This window comes from Halorientalis sp. LT38 (assembly GCF_037031225.1).
GTDB classification, from domain to species: Archaea; Halobacteriota; Halobacteria; order Halobacteriales; family Haloarculaceae; genus Halorientalis; species Halorientalis halophila.
On record NZ_JAYEZN010000001.1, the window covers coordinates 2,193,644 to 2,213,940 of the forward strand.

Annotated in this window: 29 protein-coding genes and 1 pseudogene; 21 read left to right on the forward strand and 9 right to left on the reverse strand. The window is 60.1% G+C overall.

The features are described from left to right. The first annotated feature begins 3 nt into the window (after positions 1 to 3). From U5918_RS11260 to U5918_RS11305, 10 genes are all read left to right on the forward strand, one after another. The gene (locus U5918_RS11260) at positions 4 to 396 is read left to right on the forward strand and encodes a hypothetical protein (protein WP_336001453.1); all 393 of its coding nucleotides are present in this window, start codon (positions 4 to 6) and stop codon (positions 394 to 396) included. Then, positions 397 to 1,110 (forward strand): hypothetical protein, encoded by a 714-nt coding sequence (locus U5918_RS11265; RefSeq protein WP_336001454.1) that lies wholly within the window; start codon positions 397 to 399, stop codon positions 1,108 to 1,110. A gap of 56 nt (positions 1,111 to 1,166) precedes the next feature. Then, positions 1,167 to 1,676 carry a hypothetical protein gene (locus U5918_RS11270; RefSeq protein WP_336001455.1) on the forward strand — a complete coding sequence of 170 codons (510 nt, stop codon included), beginning with the start codon at positions 1,167 to 1,169 and terminating at the stop codon, positions 1,674 to 1,676. After that, positions 1,676 to 2,059, forward strand: a complete 384-nt coding sequence (locus U5918_RS11275; protein ID WP_336001456.1) for a hypothetical protein — start codon at positions 1,676 to 1,678, stop codon at positions 2,057 to 2,059. The genes U5918_RS11270 and U5918_RS11275 overlap by 1 nt, the downstream gene beginning before the upstream one ends. After that, positions 2,059 to 2,469, forward strand: coding sequence for a hypothetical protein (locus U5918_RS11280; RefSeq protein ID WP_336001457.1), 411 nt, complete (start codon positions 2,059 to 2,061; stop codon positions 2,467 to 2,469). Before U5918_RS11275 ends, U5918_RS11280 begins: the two co-directional genes overlap by 1 nt. Continuing rightward, the gene (locus U5918_RS11285) at positions 2,466 to 2,660 is read left to right on the forward strand and encodes a hypothetical protein (RefSeq protein ID WP_336001458.1); all 195 of its coding nucleotides are present in this window, start codon (positions 2,466 to 2,468) and stop codon (positions 2,658 to 2,660) included. The genes U5918_RS11280 and U5918_RS11285 overlap by 4 nt, the downstream gene beginning before the upstream one ends. Continuing rightward, the gene (locus U5918_RS11290; protein WP_336001459.1) at positions 2,657 to 2,908 is read left to right on the forward strand and encodes a hypothetical protein; all 252 of its coding nucleotides are present in this window, start codon (positions 2,657 to 2,659) and stop codon (positions 2,906 to 2,908) included. The genes U5918_RS11285 and U5918_RS11290 overlap by 4 nt, the downstream gene beginning before the upstream one ends. Next, on the forward strand, positions 2,901 to 3,404 hold the full coding sequence (locus tag U5918_RS11295) for a hypothetical protein (RefSeq protein ID WP_336001460.1): 504 nt from the start codon (positions 2,901 to 2,903) through the stop codon (positions 3,402 to 3,404). Before U5918_RS11290 ends, U5918_RS11295 begins: the two co-directional genes overlap by 8 nt. Positions 3,405 to 4,195: 791 nt before the next feature. Then, positions 4,196 to 4,798, forward strand: a complete 603-nt coding sequence (locus U5918_RS11300; RefSeq protein ID WP_336001461.1) for a hypothetical protein — start codon at positions 4,196 to 4,198, stop codon at positions 4,796 to 4,798. 432 nt (positions 4,799 to 5,230) lie between these two features. Continuing rightward, positions 5,231 to 6,094 carry a hypothetical protein gene (locus U5918_RS11305; RefSeq protein ID WP_336001462.1) on the forward strand — a complete coding sequence of 288 codons (864 nt, stop codon included), beginning with the start codon at positions 5,231 to 5,233 and terminating at the stop codon, positions 6,092 to 6,094. Here U5918_RS11305 and U5918_RS11310 read toward each other — a convergent pair. Further along, the gene (locus tag U5918_RS11310; RefSeq protein WP_336001463.1) at positions 6,091 to 6,639 is read right to left on the reverse strand and encodes a hypothetical protein; all 549 of its coding nucleotides are present in this window, start codon (positions 6,637 to 6,639) and stop codon (positions 6,091 to 6,093) included. The two genes, U5918_RS11305 and U5918_RS11310, sit on opposite strands and share 4 nt — an antisense overlap. An 810-nt stretch (positions 6,640 to 7,449) precedes the next feature. Here U5918_RS11310 and U5918_RS11315 point away from each other — a divergent pair. Beyond that, entirely contained in the window at positions 7,450 to 8,076 is a 627-nt protein-coding gene (locus U5918_RS11315; RefSeq protein ID WP_336001464.1) for a tyrosine-type recombinase/integrase, read from the forward strand. A gap of 251 nt (positions 8,077 to 8,327) precedes the next feature. On the opposite strand, the gene U5918_RS11320 is transcribed toward U5918_RS11315, so the two are convergent. From U5918_RS11320 to U5918_RS11330, 3 genes are read right to left on the reverse strand one after another with little or no spacing between them, the layout of a single operon-like run. Further along, positions 8,328 to 9,197, reverse strand: coding sequence for a DUF2971 domain-containing protein (locus tag U5918_RS11320; protein ID WP_336001465.1), 870 nt, complete (start codon positions 9,195 to 9,197; stop codon positions 8,328 to 8,330). Positions 9,198 to 9,238: 41 nt separating this feature from the next. Then, positions 9,239 to 9,592, reverse strand: a complete 354-nt coding sequence (locus U5918_RS11325; protein ID WP_336001466.1) for a hypothetical protein — start codon at positions 9,590 to 9,592, stop codon at positions 9,239 to 9,241. Position 9,593: 1 nt separating this feature from the next. Next, the gene (locus U5918_RS11330) at positions 9,594 to 9,890 is read right to left on the reverse strand and encodes a MarR family transcriptional regulator (RefSeq protein ID WP_418771230.1); all 297 of its coding nucleotides are present in this window, start codon (positions 9,888 to 9,890) and stop codon (positions 9,594 to 9,596) included. 142 nt (positions 9,891 to 10,032) lie between these two features. Between U5918_RS11330 and U5918_RS11335 the strand changes: the two genes are divergently transcribed. The 4 genes from U5918_RS11335 to U5918_RS11350 all read left to right on the forward strand — a co-directional run bounded on the left by U5918_RS11335 (position 10,033) and on the right by U5918_RS11350 (position 12,341). Continuing rightward, positions 10,033 to 10,245 (forward strand): ribbon-helix-helix domain-containing protein, encoded by a 213-nt coding sequence (locus U5918_RS11335; RefSeq protein ID WP_336001468.1) that lies wholly within the window; start codon positions 10,033 to 10,035, stop codon positions 10,243 to 10,245. Between the two features lie 84 nt (positions 10,246 to 10,329). Further along, positions 10,330 to 10,911 (forward strand): PHD finger domain-containing protein, encoded by a 582-nt coding sequence (locus U5918_RS11340; RefSeq protein WP_336001469.1) that lies wholly within the window; start codon positions 10,330 to 10,332, stop codon positions 10,909 to 10,911. Next, positions 10,904 to 11,137 carry a DUF7389 domain-containing protein gene (locus tag U5918_RS11345; protein WP_336001470.1) on the forward strand — a complete coding sequence of 78 codons (234 nt, stop codon included), beginning with the start codon at positions 10,904 to 10,906 and terminating at the stop codon, positions 11,135 to 11,137. The genes U5918_RS11340 and U5918_RS11345 overlap by 8 nt, the downstream gene beginning before the upstream one ends. A gap of 97 nt (positions 11,138 to 11,234) precedes the next feature. After that, entirely contained in the window at positions 11,235 to 12,341 is a 1,107-nt protein-coding gene (locus tag U5918_RS11350; protein WP_336001471.1) for a tyrosine-type recombinase/integrase, read from the forward strand. Between the two features lie 235 nt (positions 12,342 to 12,576). Here U5918_RS11350 and U5918_RS11355 read toward each other — a convergent pair whose 3' ends face one another. The 4 genes from U5918_RS11355 to U5918_RS11370 form a co-directional block, all read right to left on the reverse strand. Then, entirely contained in the window at positions 12,577 to 12,726 is a 150-nt protein-coding gene (locus U5918_RS11355; RefSeq protein ID WP_336001472.1) for a hypothetical protein, read from the reverse strand. Between the two features lie 136 nt (positions 12,727 to 12,862). After that, complete coding sequence (locus U5918_RS11360; protein WP_336001473.1) at positions 12,863 to 13,165, reverse strand: type II toxin-antitoxin system RelE/ParE family toxin; 303 nt, start codon at positions 13,163 to 13,165, stop codon at positions 12,863 to 12,865. A 27-nt stretch (positions 13,166 to 13,192) separates the two neighbouring features. After that, positions 13,193 to 13,393 (reverse strand): hypothetical protein, encoded by a 201-nt coding sequence (locus tag U5918_RS11365; protein ID WP_336001474.1) that lies wholly within the window; start codon positions 13,391 to 13,393, stop codon positions 13,193 to 13,195. Between the two features lie 669 nt (positions 13,394 to 14,062). Continuing rightward, on the reverse strand, positions 14,063 to 14,338 hold the full coding sequence (locus tag U5918_RS11370; RefSeq protein WP_336001475.1) for a hypothetical protein: 276 nt from the start codon (positions 14,336 to 14,338) through the stop codon (positions 14,063 to 14,065). Positions 14,339 to 14,425: 87 nt separating this feature from the next. Here U5918_RS11370 and U5918_RS11375 point away from each other — a divergent pair, with 87 nt between their 5' ends. Further along, positions 14,426 to 14,755 carry a thioredoxin family protein gene (locus U5918_RS11375; protein ID WP_336001476.1) on the forward strand — a complete coding sequence of 110 codons (330 nt, stop codon included), beginning with the start codon at positions 14,426 to 14,428 and terminating at the stop codon, positions 14,753 to 14,755. On the opposite strand, the gene U5918_RS11380 is transcribed toward U5918_RS11375, so the two are convergent. Beyond that, positions 14,756 to 15,862, reverse strand: a complete 1,107-nt coding sequence (locus tag U5918_RS11380) for a hypothetical protein (protein ID WP_336001477.1) — start codon at positions 15,860 to 15,862, stop codon at positions 14,756 to 14,758. It abuts the gene before it with no gap. A gap of 148 nt (positions 15,863 to 16,010) precedes the next feature. Between U5918_RS11380 and U5918_RS11385 the strand changes: the two genes are divergently transcribed. The 5 genes and pseudogenes from U5918_RS11385 to U5918_RS18600 form a co-directional block, all read left to right on the forward strand. After that, on the forward strand, positions 16,011 to 18,107 hold the full coding sequence (locus U5918_RS11385) for a minichromosome maintenance protein MCM (protein WP_336001478.1): 2,097 nt from the start codon (positions 16,011 to 16,013) through the stop codon (positions 18,105 to 18,107). Continuing rightward, positions 18,107 to 18,400, forward strand: coding sequence for a DUF7854 family protein (locus U5918_RS11390; protein ID WP_336001479.1), 294 nt, complete (start codon positions 18,107 to 18,109; stop codon positions 18,398 to 18,400). The genes U5918_RS11385 and U5918_RS11390 overlap by 1 nt, the downstream gene beginning before the upstream one ends. A gap of 74 nt (positions 18,401 to 18,474) precedes the next feature. Then, positions 18,475 to 19,065, forward strand: coding sequence for a DUF7504 family protein (locus tag U5918_RS11395; protein WP_336001480.1), 591 nt, complete (start codon positions 18,475 to 18,477; stop codon positions 19,063 to 19,065). A 47-nt stretch (positions 19,066 to 19,112) separates the two neighbouring features. Continuing rightward, positions 19,113 to 19,400 (forward strand): amphi-Trp domain-containing protein, encoded by a 288-nt coding sequence (locus tag U5918_RS11400; protein ID WP_336001481.1) that lies wholly within the window; start codon positions 19,113 to 19,115, stop codon positions 19,398 to 19,400. Positions 19,401 to 19,450: 50 nt separating this feature from the next. Continuing rightward, positions 19,451 to 19,552 (forward strand): annotated as a pseudogene (locus U5918_RS18600) (DUF7855 family protein); the annotation flags it as partial. Positions 19,553 to 20,297 lie beyond the last annotated feature (745 nt).

Sequence of the window (20,297 nt, forward strand, 5' to 3'; positions counted from 1 at the left end):
CCGATGGGACTTGATACACAAACCCGAATCGAGGAACTCCGCAAGTCCCTCGACGCCGACGAGAACGAGGCGCACGTCGCCAGCGACGAGCGCCTGGAGTCGCTTCGCCAGCAGGGCGAGAACCACGGCGCGGTCGTCGACGGCCAGTACGTCGTCGACGCGGCCGACACGGCCGAGGCGCTTCCCGACCAGCCGATCCCCGACGGGATCGAGGTGGCCGTTACCTACGATCCCGCGAATCAGGGCGTGGTCTACATCGGTGACGGCGACCCGAGTTACCCGCTCACGGACGTTCCCCAGGGCCTCACGTTCCGGGTATCGAACCTGTCGGCCATCAGCATCAGGGCGCCCAACGCCGGCGACGGCGTGCGCTACATCGCGGAGGTGCCCGAGTAGATGGTCGGGATCACTGCCGGCGGATCGAGCGGCCCCGACTACGTGCAGCCGGACGAACCGGCGAACCCTGACCCGCTCGAAACGTGGTATGACACCGACGCAGACCACTCGAACGGGGAACCGGCCTGGTTCATCCGCGGGACAGACGACGAGTGGCACGCCACGTCTGTCGACGACCACGGCGAGTTGAAGGGCGTGCTGGAGGACAGTCACCACCAGTATCCGGTCCCGACCGACGGGATTGCTGACGGCGCCGTCACCGGCGCGAAAGCGGCCTTCTACCCCATCGGCACCGGCGCCATCCAAGACGCCGCGGTGACGGAAGCGAAGGTTGCTTTCGACACAAGCGGCGGCCCGTGGTACTCGCCGTTTGCCGCCCAACCATACGTGTTGGCCGCCGACGGCCAGCAACCGAGCAATAGCTGGAGTTCCGTCACAGGCGCTCGACCGCTGGACTTCGATATGTCGCAGATAGACAGATCGAGTTTCACGATGCACATCGTGCAGGAGAACCCGAGCGGCGGCGGGTGGGCAGAGTTCCGGCTACGGGACACGGAGAGCGGCGTTACCGAGTGGTCCGGTACGCAGGGCAGCGGCCGGGCCGCGAAAACCGCAACCATCGACCCGTCGAATACGTCCGGCGTTCTGACCCCACAGGTCCAGAACACCGACGCGGGGGAGGGTTCGGCGTGGTCCTTCTGGAGACTCGAATGATGAGACGCAACACCAACCCGGCAGACGCCGGGCACGACGGACGGAGGTACAGGTAGATGGACGTTCAGGACTTTATCGAGATCGACGAGAAGTACGGCCTGGACGGCGCCGGCAGCTACGGCGACAGCGTGGAGGCCCGAGCGAAGGGCGAAGCGGGCGGCGGCGGCACCCGCGACCCGGACAACGAGGAGGCGCTGGACTCGGCGCTCTCGCACCTCGACGGCTACGACGAGGAGACGGGCGGCGCCAACGACCCCATCGCCAGCGGCAACAAGGGATTCGACGCGGAGGAGTGGTATGCGGAGGAAGCCGACGAGGAGCAGCGCGACCGCCTGAGCGACAAGTTCACCGACGATGGCGAGTTGAAGGACTCGGCGGCCGGGTCGCTTCAGTCGTCCAACGGTGGCCTGGAGACGACCAGCGCCGATGACTCGGACTCGTCTACCAGCTCTAGATCGGGCGGCGGTTCCGACGGGTCGACCGGCGGGGACGATCTCCCCGTCTCGCCTGGCCTGCTGGCGGCCGGCGGCGTGGCCGCGGTGGTCGCGCTGCGGAGGTGGTCCTGATGGGAGGGATCGCCGGCAGCATCGGCACGCAGATGGACGTGCTGGAGGAGTACGGCACCGAGGCTTTCGACGCCGACGAGGAGGTCCGGGGCAACGCCTTGGCGGGCAGCGGCCATCCGGCTGACCCGACCCTCTACAACGGCGAGCCGCGGTCTGCGTATTCCTACAGCGGGGACTCGCGGGCGGTGTTCCGGCAATGGCGCGCCAACGAGATCACTACCGAGGAGTTCAAGCGGCGCACGCCGTCGGGTGAGGGGACCGCGGCCCTCTCGCTCGGCGGCGATAGCGCCGGCCTGCCGACCGACGCCCTGGACGTCGACCCGATGGTCCTGGGCGTGTCGGCGGCGGCCGCCCTCGCGCTCGCCTACGGGGTGAATCGCTGATGGGCGGACTCATCAGCGGGTTCGTCGGGTCCGTGGAGGACTCCGGCGCAATCGGTGACGCGGCCGTCGAGGTCGGTGATACGGCCGTCGACCTGGCCTGGAGCGGCCACAGCCATGACGAGATCGACCTACTGGGACCGTCCCTCGGCAACCCGCAGGATGAGTTTTTCGAGGACAACATCCCGGTGCGAGACGACGAGACGGGGGACATCATCGGCGTGACCAACACGCCGGACGCACCGAGCGGGGCACGCGGCGAGCCGGAGGACTCCGGCGGCGACGGCAGCGGCGCCGACTACACGCCGGAGGGCCAGGGCAACGGCCAGGTCATCCTGTGGGTGGTCCTGCTGATCGCCGGGCTGTACGCCGCGGGTCAGGTCTTCGACGTCGACCTGGGAGGGTCGGCATGACGACGCGGACGATGATGGGCTTCGTCGTGATGCTGCAACTCGCCACGCTCGGTATCTCGGTGGTCAACGCCCGCCGGATCGGCGTCGACGACGTGGCCCGCCGGAAGGCCCGCGACGCCATCCGGGCGGCCGCTGAGAACCAGCGCGAACTGGCCCGCGAGATCGGGCGCTCGGAGGGGCGAAAACGATGATCCCGCTGCAAGCAATCGACGTCGGCGGGGCGCTCCCGTCGCCGGAGATGGTCGCGGTCGCCCTGCTGTTCTTCCTGGCAGGCATGACGGTCCCGACCCGCTACGGCATCGAGCGCCTGGAGGGCTTTGGGCGGATCATGGCGGCCAAACTCCCGTACAAGGCCCCGCCGGGTCAGGACGCGGAGACGGCGATGCAGGAGGCCGTAGGGAACGACCCGGAGGAGGACGGCGAGGGCAGTGATGCTTGACCTTCTCCCTGCGTCGTTCCCGGCTGAGACCATCCCTGACGGTAACGTCGGGATGCCCCACCACCTGATTTACCCGCTCGTCGCCGGGCTCGTGCCGGCATTCCGCCTGTGGGACTGGTACCCCCGCCGCGAACCGTGGCTGTACCTGTCGGGGATTCTCGCCGCGCTGTTCGGCTTCCTGGCGGTGTGGCCCTACTACCCGGCCGTCGGGGCGGGCCTGACGGGCGCGGGCCTGCTGGCCGCGCTGGCGGGCCTGTGCCGGCCGGTGTGGTGGGAGTACTGGCCGCGCCGGCACCAGATCGTGATGGCGGCCCTGGTCGCCGCGGCGGCCGACGACTGGGTGAGCCACGCGCTCGGCTGGCCCACGCCGCTCGATCTCGCCTTCAAGCGGTGGGGCATCGAGGGGTCGGCCCTCATCATCGTGGCGGTCGCGGTCGTCGGCTTCGTGCTGCTCCGGTTCATTCCCGAGCGGGACTACCCGCAGCCCGTTCGGTGACCGATCTGTTCTTCATCCACTGCTTGACGTCGGGCTCAGGGATCGATCCGCACTCCGGACAGAGGCGATGACTGCCGTCCGAACGTCGGCCGAGGTCGAGAGTGTCGCCGTCCCAGCCGCAAAATTCACACCTGTAGTGCATGTTCACGGCTGCGAGCGGGGGATATGTGGGCCTTCAGGGGGTGTTTCCGGATTTCCGACTATCGGCGTGTGAGATTCTTGGAATAGAACCGTAACCCCCCCTTTCTTCTACTGGAAATTTTAGCTTCAGACTCTCTACACCGGTTGAAGGCGATTTCTAGCTAAGTTTTTCCACTTTCACTCCGGCCACGTTAAATATAAGGCATTGGCCAAATCCCGGACATGTTATACACAGATCGTATAAACCTCACTAGATTTCTAGCAGTGGGAATTTGTGGGAACTGGGTTCACTGTGTCCAGAATTCCCCGTGAATGGTAGGCCACCTCTACTACCTCGCAGGTCTATCCCAGATTTGTTACATCTCGGCGTAAAGTATATATACTCACCAGATCCTCTTACTATCCAACACGACAGGCGTAACTATTTGGTCAAGAGTGCAAGAACCGAGGGCCCGAACCCGTTGGAGCGGGTGCCGGGCTTCCCCGGCAGATCGGACCTCCGATTCGGTAAGATTCAGCATCCGTTTGTCGTAACCGGGTCGGTTTAAAGGTTTTTCTGCTCGGGTGAAACATCAATAGTCAAACAATAACCAATGGAACACAATACGTTAGAAGAGTGGATTCGAGCGGAGAACCAAAATCAGCCCAGTGTGGACGATCAGGTCTGGTTAGCGAACTGGACCAAAATGGAAGAGTTGTACGTTTCTGAAGACAGTATTTTGCGTACTACTCAGATTGAGGAGCAGGTGGATGAAGAACTGGAGTATAATCCTATTACCGTTATAGAAAATCTGGAGGATATCGGGCTGCTTGAGAAGGTAGAACCGACTGGTGCTAGGAGCTTCATCAAGAGCGAACGAACGCAAGAACTTTTCTACACTCCGGAGAACCCGGACTTTCTTTCTCTGTTGGCTGAGGAGGTCGATCGGTTATTCGAGGATCTAGACCAGGAGCAAAAATCAATGGTCACTGTTCCGGATGGAGGAGATGAAGACGGACACGGATCAAAGACGACACTACGTGCTGTCGTCGCAGAAGCCTTAGAAGTTGATGAGGGTAACGTAGAAGAAGCAATACTAGGTGAACCAGACCCAGTGGAACGGTTGGACCGATACGAAACGGCTGTTACGGCTATCATTGAATCAGACGAAGTTGAAAGAGGTCGTGAATACGATGTGATGGGTTGGCGAAATTCTGCTAATCGATGGGGGCTTTCCTCGAGAGCAGAGGTAATCGTGCAGGAGGGGGCATAGATCGATGTCTGATCCAATGTCAATGACGATCGGCGGCCTTATCGGTGCGATAGTTGGTCTACTCTGGAGTGATCCGTACCGGAACAATGCTGGGCAATTTATAGAACGAGGGAGGGGATTCACCAATTGGATATTCCAAGCCGTTGCAGGAGGGTGTGTGGGAGCAGTTCTGACTGCTGTAGCAATGCCCCTTATTTTGGGTAACCCCATTACGGGTATTGCAATACTTGGCGCAGTATCATACGTCGCCTATGCCGGGTTTGTTGACCCGAGATAACTCAGCCAGTGTCCGGCTCTCGGTACAGAACCGGCCACCACTGCTCGTGTTAGAACCCATTCGGGCTGATATTGTTGATATGCAGATAGTTGGTGTATCCACAGTGAAGAGAAACCAAAAATCTATCATCATATGATGGTCTTGTATAATTAACAGTGGCTCTAGGAACCTCTGCAATATTCAATATATTATCAGTTCTATTTCTTCTTGTACCTGGCTACAGCGCCCTGCGGGGATATTTAAATTCAACTGTTCAACTTGATACAAATTCTCGAATTGACAAGCTGATTATTGGGATTACAGGCGGATTAATAACTCTTGCTCTCATGCTCATAGCTCACCGATTTGGCATTTTAGCATTCTTAGGCGACTTTGTAGAAGGAATAGTTGCGGACAAATCCTCCATTGCATCGATCGGATATAGTGAGGACTATGAGGTGAGTCTCAGTACAACTCCAGAAATATCTGCTCTGGCTATTATTTTATTTATACTCATACAATCGCTAATTGGTTACGTGGGTGCCTACATGCTTGGAACAGTCATTTACCTAAAACAAGATAAAACGAGAAAGATTGAAAAGAATCTATCACAGCCCTGGGATACTGCCGTCGAGAAGGCCAGACTTGATGAAGAGGTCACAGTCATCACAAAAAATGAGACGAAAATAAAAGGGAAACTCTATAGAATTGGTTCCCCTTCGAAGAATTTTGATGTTTTACTAAAAGCAGCAGAAAAACATTATGATGATGAAAGTAAAGACCCTGATCCGCTGGGTGTGACGTACCACCATTATGAGGACATATCTCAGGTCAGACTTGAGGATATTGAACCAGGGCCTGTACCCGAGCCGGGGAATTGGTTTTTCAGAAACTATCTTCGAATCAAAAAATATCTAAACTACCTCTTTTGTTGGTTGAAAATCAGGTACTGGCTGTTTATTTACAATTACAAGATGTCCTCGTTACTTACTTTGGCATCAACCCAAGCGTCACGTTTGTATAAAAGATTGCGGAACTAACCGGTGAGAACACTATTTTCAGCATATTGAGGGTACTCTTCATAAATCATATCTAGCAGGTTCGTAATGGGGATATCACCATAGTCTTCCACCACGCTCTTTGAGATCCTATGGAGTTTGATGAATCTAAGTTTCCCCTCACTTTGGACATCAGGCAGGTCCTCCTCAGTGAGACTAGTACATTCATCTGCCTCGATAGGGAGATTCTCTGAGTACCTCTCTTTTCCTATCTTGGTGAGATAGTAGTCGTATCTCTCATCACCACCGTAGGTTAGCGTGGTCTCTGACCGGACTAACCCTTGATCCTCTAAATATTCCAATGTCTCATACAGGTCCTTATCAAAAGGACCGTAATCGTATGGTATGAAATCATACGGGTCCATACCTTCATCCTGCAGCTGCTGGTCGGCTAAGAAGGCAAGCTTTTGAAATCGCGTTCTGCCCTTTATTGCCCCCCCAGCGTTATACAGGAGAGACAGGGGCAGTACCCTTTTTGCATGCATGATTATTTGGGTCTGGTTCCTTTGCCGTGCGACCCTCTCCAATTACAACAAACCGGGCCAAGCACAAATGCTTTTATGTTACCCTCATTCCTATGGTTCCGACTCTCAGCAGTAGTTTTATCTAACATTTCCTGAATATCTTTTGCAGGCCACCGCTTAAATTCCAGATACAGCAACTAAGGCAAACATCCGCTTCCATCTCGGCGAGAATACCAAGCATCCGATTCTGCGCCCATTAGCGGATATTTAGTAGGTGAGGATAACCCCATTCACGGGGAAAATTGTCCTGTTCTTCTCGTTGAACGAACTCTTCTGGATAGAAGATAGCAAGATAATCCGAGAATGTGAATCCGGCGACCGCGAATGTTAGAGAAAAGAACAGCCATAGCCTGAATGCACTTGAGAATGTAAGTGACATTCCCTCGAGTACAATTCCTTGAACCGTCACGATCTCGGTGAATAGTGGTAGTAGAGGTGCCCAGTACAGAAGAGGAACTGCACCTAAATACTGGATGTTCCTGTGTGGTTGTTGTCTCAGTTCTTGGTGCGTTACCCTGGTCGCCACTATTCTTTTTTCAACCACAATCTTGGGACTCGAGTTCGCTAATTTTCCAACAATCCAGTGAGAGCCCTCATGCAACCATGAACCCGAAACTGCGCTGGATACGAATAGAAAACAGATGGCCAACAGAGATAGGAAAGGCATTTTCGTATCATCAGGTCACCTTTCCCTCTATTTATTAATTCGGTGTGGTGGGATTGTCCTCCCTGGAGAGAAACCGGCCAATTTGAATGTTCGTTTCTGTTGTGTAGACCCGAACATTCGAATACCTGGGACCCATGGGTGTTTATATGGGAACCACCGCTGGAACCCCCGAAAACGCGAAAGCGAACATTCGGTTTCTCAAGCCGGATCAGATTGAGGCGATGAGAGACGCGGCCCACCAGGGCCGGCACGGTCAGCGCGACGATGCGCTGCTGACAATCCTCTACGACACCGGGCTTCGACGAAAGGAACTGTCCCAGGTCGACCGGGACATGCTTGATCTCGACGCTGGCCAGCTCCGGCTGCCCGGTCACATCCAGAAGGACTACCCGAACGAGAACAGTCCCGATCCGGTGACCATCGAGATCGACCAGGAGGGCGAGCTTCGGACCGAGCGGACACTTCGGTCGTACCTCTCGACCCGTGACGACAACAGTCCGGCGCTGTTCCCGAGCCGCAAGAGCGATCGCATGAGCGGGAAGGGTATCAACGACGTGGTGAAGCGCCTCGCAGAGCGTGCAGAGGTCCGACCCCATACGTTCGCCGGGCGCGGCGACAGTGGCGACGTGACGGCTCACACGCTCCGGCACAGCGTCGCCTACCGGATGCTCCACCACTACGACGGGTACACCCTCTACAACGTCAGGAACCGGCTACGCCACTCGCGGCTGGCGACGACCGAAGAAAAATACGACCACTTCGACAGTGTGTAGGGAAGGGACGAAGCGGATATAGGATTTCAATATAGAGCTAACCGTCGCTGATATTCGCCGAGATATTACGCGTTGTCGTCCTTCGGAACCACCGCTACTGCTGTCTGAAGATCATCGCTGATCTCGTAGACCACTTGATATTATCCACACCGATGTGGAGTTTACTAGGCGATGGCCCCGAATTTGCCTCTGTTTGTTTTCCTGCCGCACTCATCAATGCTTATTGTCTACAGCAGGATCTAAAATCGACGTTAAGGACTATCGTATAATGTAGATTTAGTCAATTCATAGTCAACCTCATATCTATCCATTACTCTTTCAACCAATCCACTGACCCATTTCGGTGATGTTGGTGCTAAGTGTATTGTGTTGATCAATTTGTCTAAGTCAACCGATATATATTGCCCAGGCGCTACCGAGTGTCCTTGGAGCTGAGACCAGTCTGTAAAAGCGACTCTATATTCTGCCTCATGCTGGAAACTCAACCTCTTGTGGAATATTGGGGGGTAGACACCACTGGGAAGCTCTGATTCATCATAATCTATGTATTGGACCTTGCCATAGACAATATCCCGGTTTTGATCTGGTTCTATTGCCTCCTTCAAATCTTTTACTGTAGTTTCTATTGCCACTCCTTGATCACTTTGCAGATATTGGTCCCAGAGTGCAGCAGACTCAAAATCGCTTTCATGCCAACAACTGACATACGCAATTATCCCCGACTCGGAGGCCTCTAAAATATCACGTGCTTCATCAGCAGATATGTCCAGTTTTTCCTGCAAATATCCGATTGAAATGCCTATTTTTCCCTCTGGACGGGACCCTTCATACGGATCGCTAAATTCCTCAATATTACTAAACCAGATTCCTTCTCGCTCAAATAGTGACACTAATTGAGTGAAATCAATATACCTCCACAACGTTGATTCTGATGAGGGTTCTGGTGGGTTCCAAGTTTCCCAGGCCCCGGACTCCTGATCAATACTAGTTGATTCATCCTGGAGAGACTCGGCAGTATCCTTGCTGAGGTCGAAATTTGCCGAGCCCTCTGTTATACTGTCTAATATCTCCTCTTCCAAATCAGATAGTTCGTGCAGTTGGCAGCTATCATCCCCACTCATGATCTATTCATAACCTCTGTAATGTGAAATCGGATTCCCCATCACAATCTAGACTGGAATAAGCCGGGACTCCATCCTGGCGGGAATGACCAAGTTTTGTGAACGGCGCTGGCTATTGGAGTTGGCTGGTGACGCGCGTCGATCTCACCTTTCAGGTACAGCCGTCCTTCAACAGTAATATCGTACATCCCGCTGTCCTCGACGAGCGGCTCCATGAAACCTACGTAGTAGAGCCGCTTGCACCGGTCGCTGATGACGCCCAGATATTCCGGAAACCCTCGCTTCCGGGCCATCATCTTGGGGGTGGACCACCCCTGCTCCTCGATGTGTTCCAATATTCGCTCATCCAGCTGTATCATCCACTTGGCCGACTTCCTCTCAATCTCCTCTGTCATCTCAAGAGTGTTCCATCGAGTCTCCAGCACTGGGGCCATTATTCTCTGAGGAGGGGACCTCGTCGGGCATATCCTCGGAGGTATCTATTTCGCCCTCTAAGTACCTCTCTCCCCGCTCAGTGATACCGTAAACCCCGTTTCCGTAGTCGTCCAGAAGTCCATGCTCAACGAGGATCTTGCATCTCTTGGAGATATACGACCGGGTGTACCTGACGTAGCCGCTGTCTTTCATCTCCTTTGGACGACCGGTATCGTGCTTCCGAATATATTCGAGAATCCGGTCGTCTGCGAGCACCATCCAATCGCCCGAGTATCGCATCGTTAATTGATTATTAATCCCGGGGGATATTCATGTGCCGGACGAGTCAATACAGAACTTGAGAGTCGTAGCAGAATCTGCGTAAACTATATGACTCAGAGGTTAATTGATTGCTAATGCAATGGCACGTAGAAGCCTATCGGTATCCATCTCGCTACCAACCGAGATGGACGAGAGAATCGCTGAAGAGGCCGATAAACACGGCATGACGTACTCACAGTACGTGCGTCAGGCCATCCGCGAACTCGAAGGAACGCCCTTCAACTGCGACGACACCGTTCTCTGTACCGACGAAAACCACAGTCCCGAGAATCGAGAAACGGGGGCCGCCTAACATGTCCAGTGCCCGGCAGGCCCCCGAAGGAGACGAGGACAGCGCGGACGAAAAGGCTGGCGACCAGCAGGAGGGCGAGGACCCATGAGTCGGAGCGAGTCCGCCGAGCGGCGCTTCCGAGTGTTCTGTGACGCCTGCAACTATCACGACCAGCAGCACTATCCGAACTCGCTGGTCGCCCGCGCTCAGGCCAAGCGCCACGACGAGCGCGTTCACGACGGCACGGAGACGGCCGACGTCGAGGCCGTCACCAACCCCGACAATCCGGAGATCGTCACCGACGGCGGCCAGGAGATCGACGAGGACGACCGCGTCGACCCGGAGAACCTGCCCGAGGGGTACACGCCGGCCTACGTCCACGTCCGCGGTCAAGGCCCGGTGCTGGTCGCCTCCTACAACGTGCTGTCTTCCGGTTGGATCAGCGTGATCGGCTGGCGACGGTCGCGCTCGAAACTCCCGCCCCGCCAGGTACAGGCCGTGTCCGACGTGCGGACGGAGTACCACGGTGAGCCGGACGACTTGGGGTACAAATCGAAGCGGATCGTCGATGAGGATGAACGGGAAGCAGCCCGCGCCGACCACCCGCGGACGGTCGACGGGCTGCCGATGGACGACGTCGACCGCGGCGAGGCCGTCGTTCCGGATGGCGGTGGTGGTGATGCCTGAGGACGCCTACAGCTACACGGTCAAGCTGAAGCGCTCTGGCGGGCGCGACGGCCAGGACGTCCAGAAGTGCAAGGTCTCCGCGCCGGACATCGAGACGCTTCGCGAGCGGGTCAACAACGTCCGCGAGGAGATGGCGGGCTGGGCCGACGACTACCGCAACATCCAGCCCGGCGAGGGCCACCAGCTCCCCGACGACCAGAGCGACCTGTCGGAGGTGTCGGCGTGAGCGAGACGATACACGCCGACTGCAACCGGTGCGACCGTGAAACCCGCCACTCGCCGGACCCGGAGACCTCCTCGCTCGTCGGAGTCGAGGTGATCCGGTGCAACGGGTGCGGCCAGACGCAACGGAGGGCGACGGCGTGACGGAGGCGCCGGACCTCTCGCCCCGTGAGGCCCGCGACCGGTGGCTCGACAAGCTCCGGGTTCAGCTCCGTGAGCAGACGGTCTCGACGTACAAGTACCGCCTCAAGCTGTTCGTGGAGTGGTGCGAGTCTGAGGGGTACGAGTCCATGCGGGACCTCTCGGGCTGGGACATCGAGTCCTACGAGGCACACCGCCGGTCGGCGGAGCCGAAGACGATCTCACTGAAAAACGAGATGCAGACGCTCCGGCGCTGGTTCGAGTACCTCGCCAGTATCGGAGTGGTTGAGGACAGCCTCGCCGACAGCGTGATCGTTCCCGACGTGCCCCAGGACCACCAGAGTAACGACGCGCGGCTTGACCACCACGAGGCCACCGCGCTGTTGTCCTACTACCGGGAGACGCCGGCACAGTACGGGACCCGCAACCATGTCCTGCTCGAACTCGCCTGGCACACCGGCGCTCGTATCGGTGGCCTCCGGTCGCTCGACGTGCGTGACGTTCGGTGTCACGAGTTCGAGAACGAACGGGACCCGGCCTACTACGTCGAGTTCCGGAATCGCCCGGAGGAGGGCACACCGTTGAAGAACGGACCCAGCGCCAGCCGGCCGGTCGCGCTGTTGCCGGAGGTGTACGCCGTCGTCGATCACTACCTCGAGGAGCGACGCCCGGACAAGACCGACGACTACGGCCGGCAGCCGTTGCTGGTGTCCCAGCGTGGTCGACCGTCGCCGGGGACCATCCGCGACTGGATGTATCTCGCGACCCTGCCGTGCAACTACGGGCCGTGTCCGCACGAGAAAGAGCCCGAGACGTGTGATTACACTCGGTACAGCCACGCGAGTAAGTGCCCGTCGTCGCGGAGTCCGCATAAGGTGCGGACGGGCGCGATCACGTGGATGCGCAACCGCGGCGTGCCGGTCGAAGTGGTCGCCGAGCGGGTGAACGCGAGTGTCGAGGTCATCCAGAAGCACTACGACGTCGAGGACCCGCTGGAGGAGATGCTAAACCGCCGCGCTTCGTTCGTGAGTGACCTGTCTATCGACCCTGAGGACACCGAATCATGACGCACAACCCACCATCGCCAGACTGCCGTATCGCCATCGAACCAGGACCAGAGGGACCAACCCAGATAAATTCCGGGCGGTCCCATCCTCTCAAGTACCGAAATCGGTCGAATAGACATACGAACATCGGTAGTGCCGTCCCCGACCGGAGGTGGTTCAGGTGAGCCAGACGCTCACCTTGAAGCCGCCGGTCTGCGAGTTCTGCGGGTGCTTCATCGCCTGAGCGACGGACTGATCAAACGAACCGACTGCCGTTGCCCTCGAAATCCCAAGCAATCTGGTCCAACTGCTGCTCGAGATCTTCGAGCGTCGCCGCAGTATCGGGGAGGGCCTTTGACCGCTCCCGATCGCGTTCGCCGAGCTTCTGATCGACCCGCGTCTGCACACGCGACACCACCGACTCGATCTCCTGGATTAGCCGCTGCTGCTGTTTTTAGTTCTCTCTCCGTTCGAGAGACGCTGAGGGCACTGTTAGCTCAGTTTGAGGCCACTACATCGCGGTTCATCGGAACTGGGGAAATTCAGATATCGTGGCCGTAGCGGTCGTGCGCTTCGTCGATCGGGAGGACGTCCAGGACCTTGATCTGTTTCTCATCCTCGTGGATGTCGTAGAATGCGGTGAACGTTCGGCTGATGTGGAGGCGGTATACCTCCTCACCGTCGACGGTGAGCTGTTCGCGGTCACCAGCACCCGCGCCCGGCCGGGGGTACGGGTCCTCGACGAGTTTCATCAGGTTGTCCTTGCAGATCCGCTCACTCTTGTCATCGAGATCCTCGATGAAGGCCCGTGCATCCGTCTCTACCAGTAGGTCGTACTCACTCATTGGATCGCCTCGAAGAAGTGAGCGGCGCTACCAGTCGTCGGCGTCCTCGATCTTGACGAACTCGCCGCTCTCGCGCTTCTCGCGAATGTGGTCCGCGAGCCGCTTTTTCTTTTTCTCGTCGACCAGCTCCGCTATCAGCTCGTCGAACGTTTGCCCTGCGTCTTTCAGTTCGTGGAGTTCTTCCCATCGTTCCTCTGTGACTGGGATTCGCTTGTCTGCCTTGCTCAAGTTGTATATTTGTGGGTTGCCAGTACGGGGGGTTGTCCCCGTCGCCGTGCCATCGTCACACGCTCCACCCTCTCCCCTGGCGGTTTTTTGCCGCCTGAAGGGGGAGCCCCTGTCGGACCAGATCTTGTTGTTCTCTGGCCTTTGGGGTTGGTGTTTGCCCGGTTTGGTTCGCCGATCTTCGTGTTTAGCAGCCGGTGCTGCCAGGGTGTATAATCCTTACAACTCGTACAACTTTAACATTGTGGTAGCAAGTAGACCAACATTGGCCGTGACCGCTATAGGTCATGAGTCGAGATCCTGTCGATTCGCGATATACACACTTGCCGTCGGGAGACGTGTGGATACTCGCCTGACTCGACCGACTGTCCGCGGCGGCCGAAACTGTCTGGCAGGCGAATCAGCAGGCGTTTATCAGTGGGGCGGGCTCCAGTGACCCGCTCTGACAGCGTTTTACGCCCTTGTGGTCACGGTCAGCGGGTATGTGAACCCGAGAAGACTGGAACACGCGCACGGAACCAGAACAAGGGAACAAACTGCTGACTTCTGGGAATGGAATACGACCACAGCGCTGACGCTCTGGCAGAATATGGGTTGAAGTCCACACTGGTCGGCTCTGGACGGGGCTTCGACCGCTCTCGGACTGGGCAATCTACACTCGTTCGGGGCCGTTCACTCCTCGATCTTCTCGACGATCTCGTCGGCCAGGTCGCGTGCGTCGTCCTCGCCGTCGGCCACGTCGATGGGGATCAGGACGCTCTGGACGAGCCAGTCCTCGTCGCCCTGCCGGTCGCCGGTGCGGACCTCGCTGTCCTCGGCCACCGATTCGGCGGGCGTTTCGGCCCAGTCGGGCGTCCGGATCTCGTCGAACTCGTCGGGGTCGCGGTAGCGGACGTGGAAGTAGTCCTCGCCCGACTCCACGTCTGAGATCTCGGGGGTCTGTGCCATACGGTAGCTCGGCCGCGCTCGCGCTTGAACGGACTGCCGGCAGGTGCAGGGCGGAGCACTGAACCCGCTCGGGCCCCTGCGTGCCATATGACCGAAACAGCCGAGACTCGACCGGTCGATCTGGCCGACGCGGCGGAACTGGACGCCTTCGTGGCCGAGCACGACCGCGCCCTCGTGGAGTTCTACACCGACGGCTGCACGATCTGTCAGAGCATGGAGCCGGTGCTGGGCAACGTCGCACGAGCGACCGACGTGGCGGTCGGGCTTGTCAACCCACGCGACGATCCACCGCTGATCGAGCGGTTTCAGGTGCAGAGCGTCCCGCTTCTGGTCCGCTTCGAGGACGGCGAGCCGGTGGCGCGGAAAGCCGAGGGATTCGTCGGGGCCGACGAACTGGAGGCCTTCGCCGAGGGGTGATCACTCGTCGAGGAGCCGTTGCACCGTCTCCAGACGCTCGACCGCGACGGCGGACGCGCGCAGGTGGACTTTCGCGTCGGCGAGGGCGGCGTCGCGGTCCTCGCGGTCGCCGCGCGAGCCAGCGTCCGCAGCGGTCTCGAGGTCCACGGCCGCGAGCACGAGCGCGTCCGTGACGTCGGTCAGGTCCGTGACGGCCGTCGCCATCGGGTCGGGAGCGTCGACCTGTGAGAGGCCGTCGGTCACGGGTTCGAGGCGGTCCCGCGCGGTCGAGAACTCCCGGCGGGCCTCGAGGTACTGGTCGTTGCGGTAGGCGCTGCCGGCGCTGCGGAACGCGTCGAACCCGCGCTTGGTGCCACCGAGCAGGTCGGGGAGTCGCTCGAAGGCCGTCACGCCCTGCTCGAGTTGCGCGACCTTCGCGTCGAAGGTTTCGACGTCCAGCGGGTCGAACGCGGTGGCGTCCTCGACGGTCGCCTCGGCCGCGATGGCGTCCAGGTGTTCGGTGGCCGCGGTCTGGGCCTCGCGCATTCGACCGAGCGCGTTGGGGACGAACCCGCTCCGTTCGGAGTAGAGCTGGTCGACGACGGTCTCGAACTCCTCGTAGGCCTCCCCGAGGTCGACGTGGCAACGGACGCTCTGCTCGAGAAAGTGGGCGACGCCACGGAGGCCGCGTGCGGCTTCGATCTGCTCGCCGCTCGCCCGTCGCGGCAGGTCGTCGAGCGTCTCCCGAGCCCGACTCGCCGGTCCGGTCACCTGGGTGAAGGAGACCTGCGTCGCGACGGTGACGTCCAGGAGCGTGGCGTCTTCGGCCCCGGCGAAGGCGACGAAGTTGGTGTAGGCCTCCCCGAGCTGCTCGCGGGCCGTCGCGATCACCTGTGCCCCTTCGCGCTCGGCTCTGGAGGGCGTGTCCGTCTGTGGGTCTTCGGTCTCCGTCGGTTCGGCGCTGGTCGTCGCCCCATCCGTCTCGGTCGGGACAGCCTCTGGCGAGGCCTCGGGATTCTCGGGGGCGGTCTCTGTGTCCGTCTCTTCGGGATCGAGTACCGGGATGGACTCCGAGCAGCCGGCCGAGAGGGCGATGCCGGCGGTCGCGAGGAGGGTACGGCGGCGCATGCTCTGGGTGACGTGTCGACGTCGTGTTAACTCTATCCCTCCGTCAGCCGTCGGCCGCGGGGCCGCCCCCCCTCGGCTTCCACTGGAGACACTTCCACCCCGGGTTGCGAACCTTCTTAGGCGAGTGGGCACAACGCAGTCACGACAGATGGCGCGCGCGGAGGATACGGAAGTGATCGATCTCTTCGAGGAGTTCTACCGCAACTACTACCGCAACGAGATCGGCGAGCTCGCCCAGAAGTACCCCAACGAACAGAAATCTCTCTACGTCGACTGGCAGGAACTCTACCGGTTCGACCCGGACCTGGCCCAGGACTTTCGCAACCACCCCGCCCAGTTCCAGGACTACGCCGAAGAGGCCCTGCGACTCTACGACTTACCCGTCGACGTCAAACTCGGCCAGGCCCACGTCCGCGTCGAGAACCTCCCCGAGAGCACCGACATCCGGGAGATCCGCGCCGACCACCGCGGCAAACTCATCTCCGTCCAGGGCATCGTCCGGAAGGCCACCGACGTCCGGCCGAAGGTGACCACCGCCGCCTTCGAGTGCCAGCGCTGTGGCACCCTCACCCGCATCCCCCAGACGGCCGGCGACTTCCAGGAACCCCACGAGTGCCAGGGCTGTGAACGCCAGGGCCCGTTCCGAATCAACTACGACCAGTCGGAGTTCGTCGACGCCCAGAAGCTCCGGGTCCAGGAGAGCCCGGAGGGCCTGCGCGGCGGCGAGACGCCACAGAGCATCGACGTCAACATCGAGGACGACATCACCGGCGAGGTGACCGCGGGCGACCACGTCCGCGTCAGCGGCGAACTCAACCTCGACCAGCAGGGGAGCCAGCAGGAGAAATCGCCCATGTTCGACGTCTACATGGACGGCTCCTCGGTCACCATCGAGGACGAGCAGTTCGAGGACATGGACATCACGACCGAGGACAAAAAGGAGATCGTCGCCCTCTCCGAGGAAGACGACATCTACGAGCAGATGGTCGACTCCATCGCCCCCTCGATCTACGGCTACCGCCAGGCCAAACTGGCGATGATCCTCCAGCTGTTCTCCGGCGTCACCAAACACCTCCCCGACGAATCGCGGATCCGGGGCGACCTGCACATGCTTCTCATCGGGGACCCGGGTACCGGGAAGTCTCAAATGTTGCAATATATCCGAGAGATCGCTCCACGTTCTGTCTATACGTCAGGTAAGGGCTCGTCCTCGGCGGGGCTCACTGCGGCCGCAGTCCGCGACGACTTCGGCGACGGGCAGCAGTGGACACTGGAGGCTGGAGCGCTCGTACTGGCCGATCAGGGCATCGCAGCTGTCGACGAGCTCGACAAGATGCGACCGGAAGACCGGTCGGCGATGCACGAAGCACTGGAGCAGCAGAGCATTAGTGTAAGCAAGGCAGGGATTAACGCCACGCTGAAAAGTCGCTGCTCGCTCCTGGGTGCGGCCAACCCGAAGTACGGTCGGTTCGACCAGTACGAGTCCATCGCGGAGCAGATCGACCTGGAACCAGCGCTGATCTCCCGGTTCGACCTGATCTTCACGGTGACGGACAAGCCCGACGAGGAGGAAGACCGGAACCTCGCGGAACACATCCTGACGACCAACTACGCGGGGGAGCTCAACACCCATCGGACGGAGACGAGTGCCTCGGATTACACGGAAGAGGAGGTCGCGCGGGTGACCGACGAGGTGGCGCCGGAGATCGAGGCGGAACTCCTCCGGAAGTACGTCGCCTACGCGAAGCGGAACGTCTTCCCGACGATGACGGAGGAGGCGAAGACGGAGATTCGCGAGTTCTACGTCGACCTGCGCTCGCGGGGGACCGACGAGGACGCGCCGGTGCCGGTGACGGCCCGGAAACTGGAGGCGCTGGTCAGGCTGGCGGAGGCCAGCGCCCGGATTCGGCTCTCCGATACCGTGGAGGTCGACGACGCCCGGCGGGTCATCGAGATCGTCCAGCGGACGCTGGAGGACATCGGGATGGACCCGGAGACGGGCGAACTCGACGCGGACGTGATCGAGACGGGGACCTCGAAGACCCAGCGCGACCGGATCAAGAACCTGAAGACGCTGATCGGCGACATCGAGGACGAGTACGACGAGGGGGCGCCGGTCGAGCGGGTGCTCGAACGCGCCGAGGAGGCGGGGATGGAGCGCTCGAAGGCCGAACACGAGATCGACAAGCTCAAACAGCAAGGCGAGGTGTACGAGCCCCGCAACGACCACCTCCGGACCACATAATGGATCGGATCTCGGCGCTCCGGAACCTCGAGGAGGTGCTGGCGGCCTTCGAGGCCGGCGAGACGGACCTCGCGGGGCTGGAGCGGGATGTCAGAGGCGTCCTGCGGACCTACGCGACGGAGTTCGAGGGCGAACTGGCGGCCTTCCGCGTCCGGGCGCCCGACGCGGCGGCGGGTGCGGTCGTGATGGCGACGGGCGCACAGGACGCGCGCGAACGTGTTCGGGAACTGTTCGATGTGTCCGGCGCCGAGGTCGCGGTCGAGCGGGTGACGGACGTGGGATCGGGTGAGTGACGGCCCGAGCGGACACCCGAAGGATTTTAGCGGCCTCTCTCGAACAGGATGACAGAACGTCGGTGACTGCCGAGATGACTGCAATCAGCGAGCAGATCGGGGACGCGACGACTGTCATGTTCGGTGCGCCGTCGATGAGCGGGGGCGCCGACGGCGCGTGCGTCGATCTGCTCACGCAGCGAGCGCCCGAGGAGACGGGCGTCCTCTGGATCTCGTTCACGAAACCGGCCAGCGCGTGTCTCGACCGGTGGCGGTCGGTCCACGGGAGCGAGCCGGGCGATTTCGGCGTGATCCTCGTCGGCGAGACGGTCGGCGCGGGTGGTGGCGAGGTCGACTCCGCGGCCGTCCAGCGCATCTCGAACGCGAGCGACCTCACCGGCATCGGCATCGCCGTCGACGAGTTCGTCGCCGGCCACGACGAGGGAATCGCGGTCTGTTTCGACTCGCTGACGGCGCTCCTGCAGTACGTGGATCTGGAGACGGCCTACGAGTTCCTCCACGCGCTGACCGGCAAACTGTACTCCGCGGGCGCGGTCACGCACTTCCACATCGACCCGAACGCCCACGACCAGCAGACGATCGACACGCTCCTCTCGCTGTTCGACGCCGAGGTGCGACTGGAGGACGAGGGCGCGACCGTGCGGACGCGAGCGCTCATGGGTTGAGCGGGAGGGACGGGACTTATGCCGAGCGGTGACCTACGAGAGGGCGTATGCCCGAAGAAGTCCTCTTCAAATCCGAGAGCGCCCAGAGCCGAGCCGAGATCGCGTCGTACCTCCGCAGCGTGGCCGAGAAACTCGACGCCGGGGAGTCGATCACGCTGAAATCGGGGGGCGACTCCGTGACGATGGCGCCGCCTGACCGCCCGACGTTCGAGGTCAAAGCCGAGCGCGAGGGGCCGACGGACGGCGACGGCGAACTGAGCATCGAGTTCGAACTCGAGTGGGACGAGAACGGCGAGGGCGGCAGCGACGGCACGGGCGGACTCGAGATCGAGTGACTGCGCCGCGTTCAGATACTTTTTTGACGTGTTGGGGCGGCGATTCGACCGTGCTGCTGGTGGTCACCTACTCACGGGAGGCGCGACAGACGCTCCGGAACGCCTGTCAGGCCCACGAGGGGGCGGTCGTTCGCCGGTTCGGGCGAGCGGCGAAGCGGCGACTTCGATCTGGACGTATTTTAGATATCGCGTAACGGCCGTTCGCGTTCTGTCCACATAGCGGATCGGGGTGGAAGACGTCCTCTCGGTCAGGGCGAGCCAAGAAGCGCTCAAACAGGTACCCGAGGACAAGTACCTCGAATACCTTCTGGAAATCCTCGAGGCGGCGGCCACCGACTCTCGTGATTCCCGATCCGGCTACAGGCAACCGAACGGCAAGCGATCGACGGGAATGCTGCGGACGAGAAACAGGTTTCAGATCGCGCAACGGCGCCGCCAACCTATCGTTCGACCTGTCTCGGTACAGATCGGAACGAGATCTGTCCCGAAAAGATACATTTTTTACATCATGAACGAAAGGCCGATCAAACACGGACTTACTGGTGGAGTGGTGAGCCGTTCCCGTTTCAGGGGTGGGGCGGATCGTGCTGCTTCCGGGGTGTCCGGGTGATCTGGTAATGAGAGACGGTGTACGCGGAGACGACGAGAGTATCGAGTTCGAACGGCAATCGCGTATGATTGGGTCGGTACGGAGGCTCATATCCCCCGTGCGTGGAGACGGCCGAAGTGGAATCGCAACACGGCGTTGTGGGAGGGGCGCCTGATGCGGTTGCCACAGACGACGGCGAGCGTAGCCGGTATCCTCGTGGCGTTGGTCGTCATGTTGGCACTGGTCTCCACGCCAGTGGTGGGGTCACAGGACGACGTTGAAATCGACGTTGCGGTGGGCGACCGGCA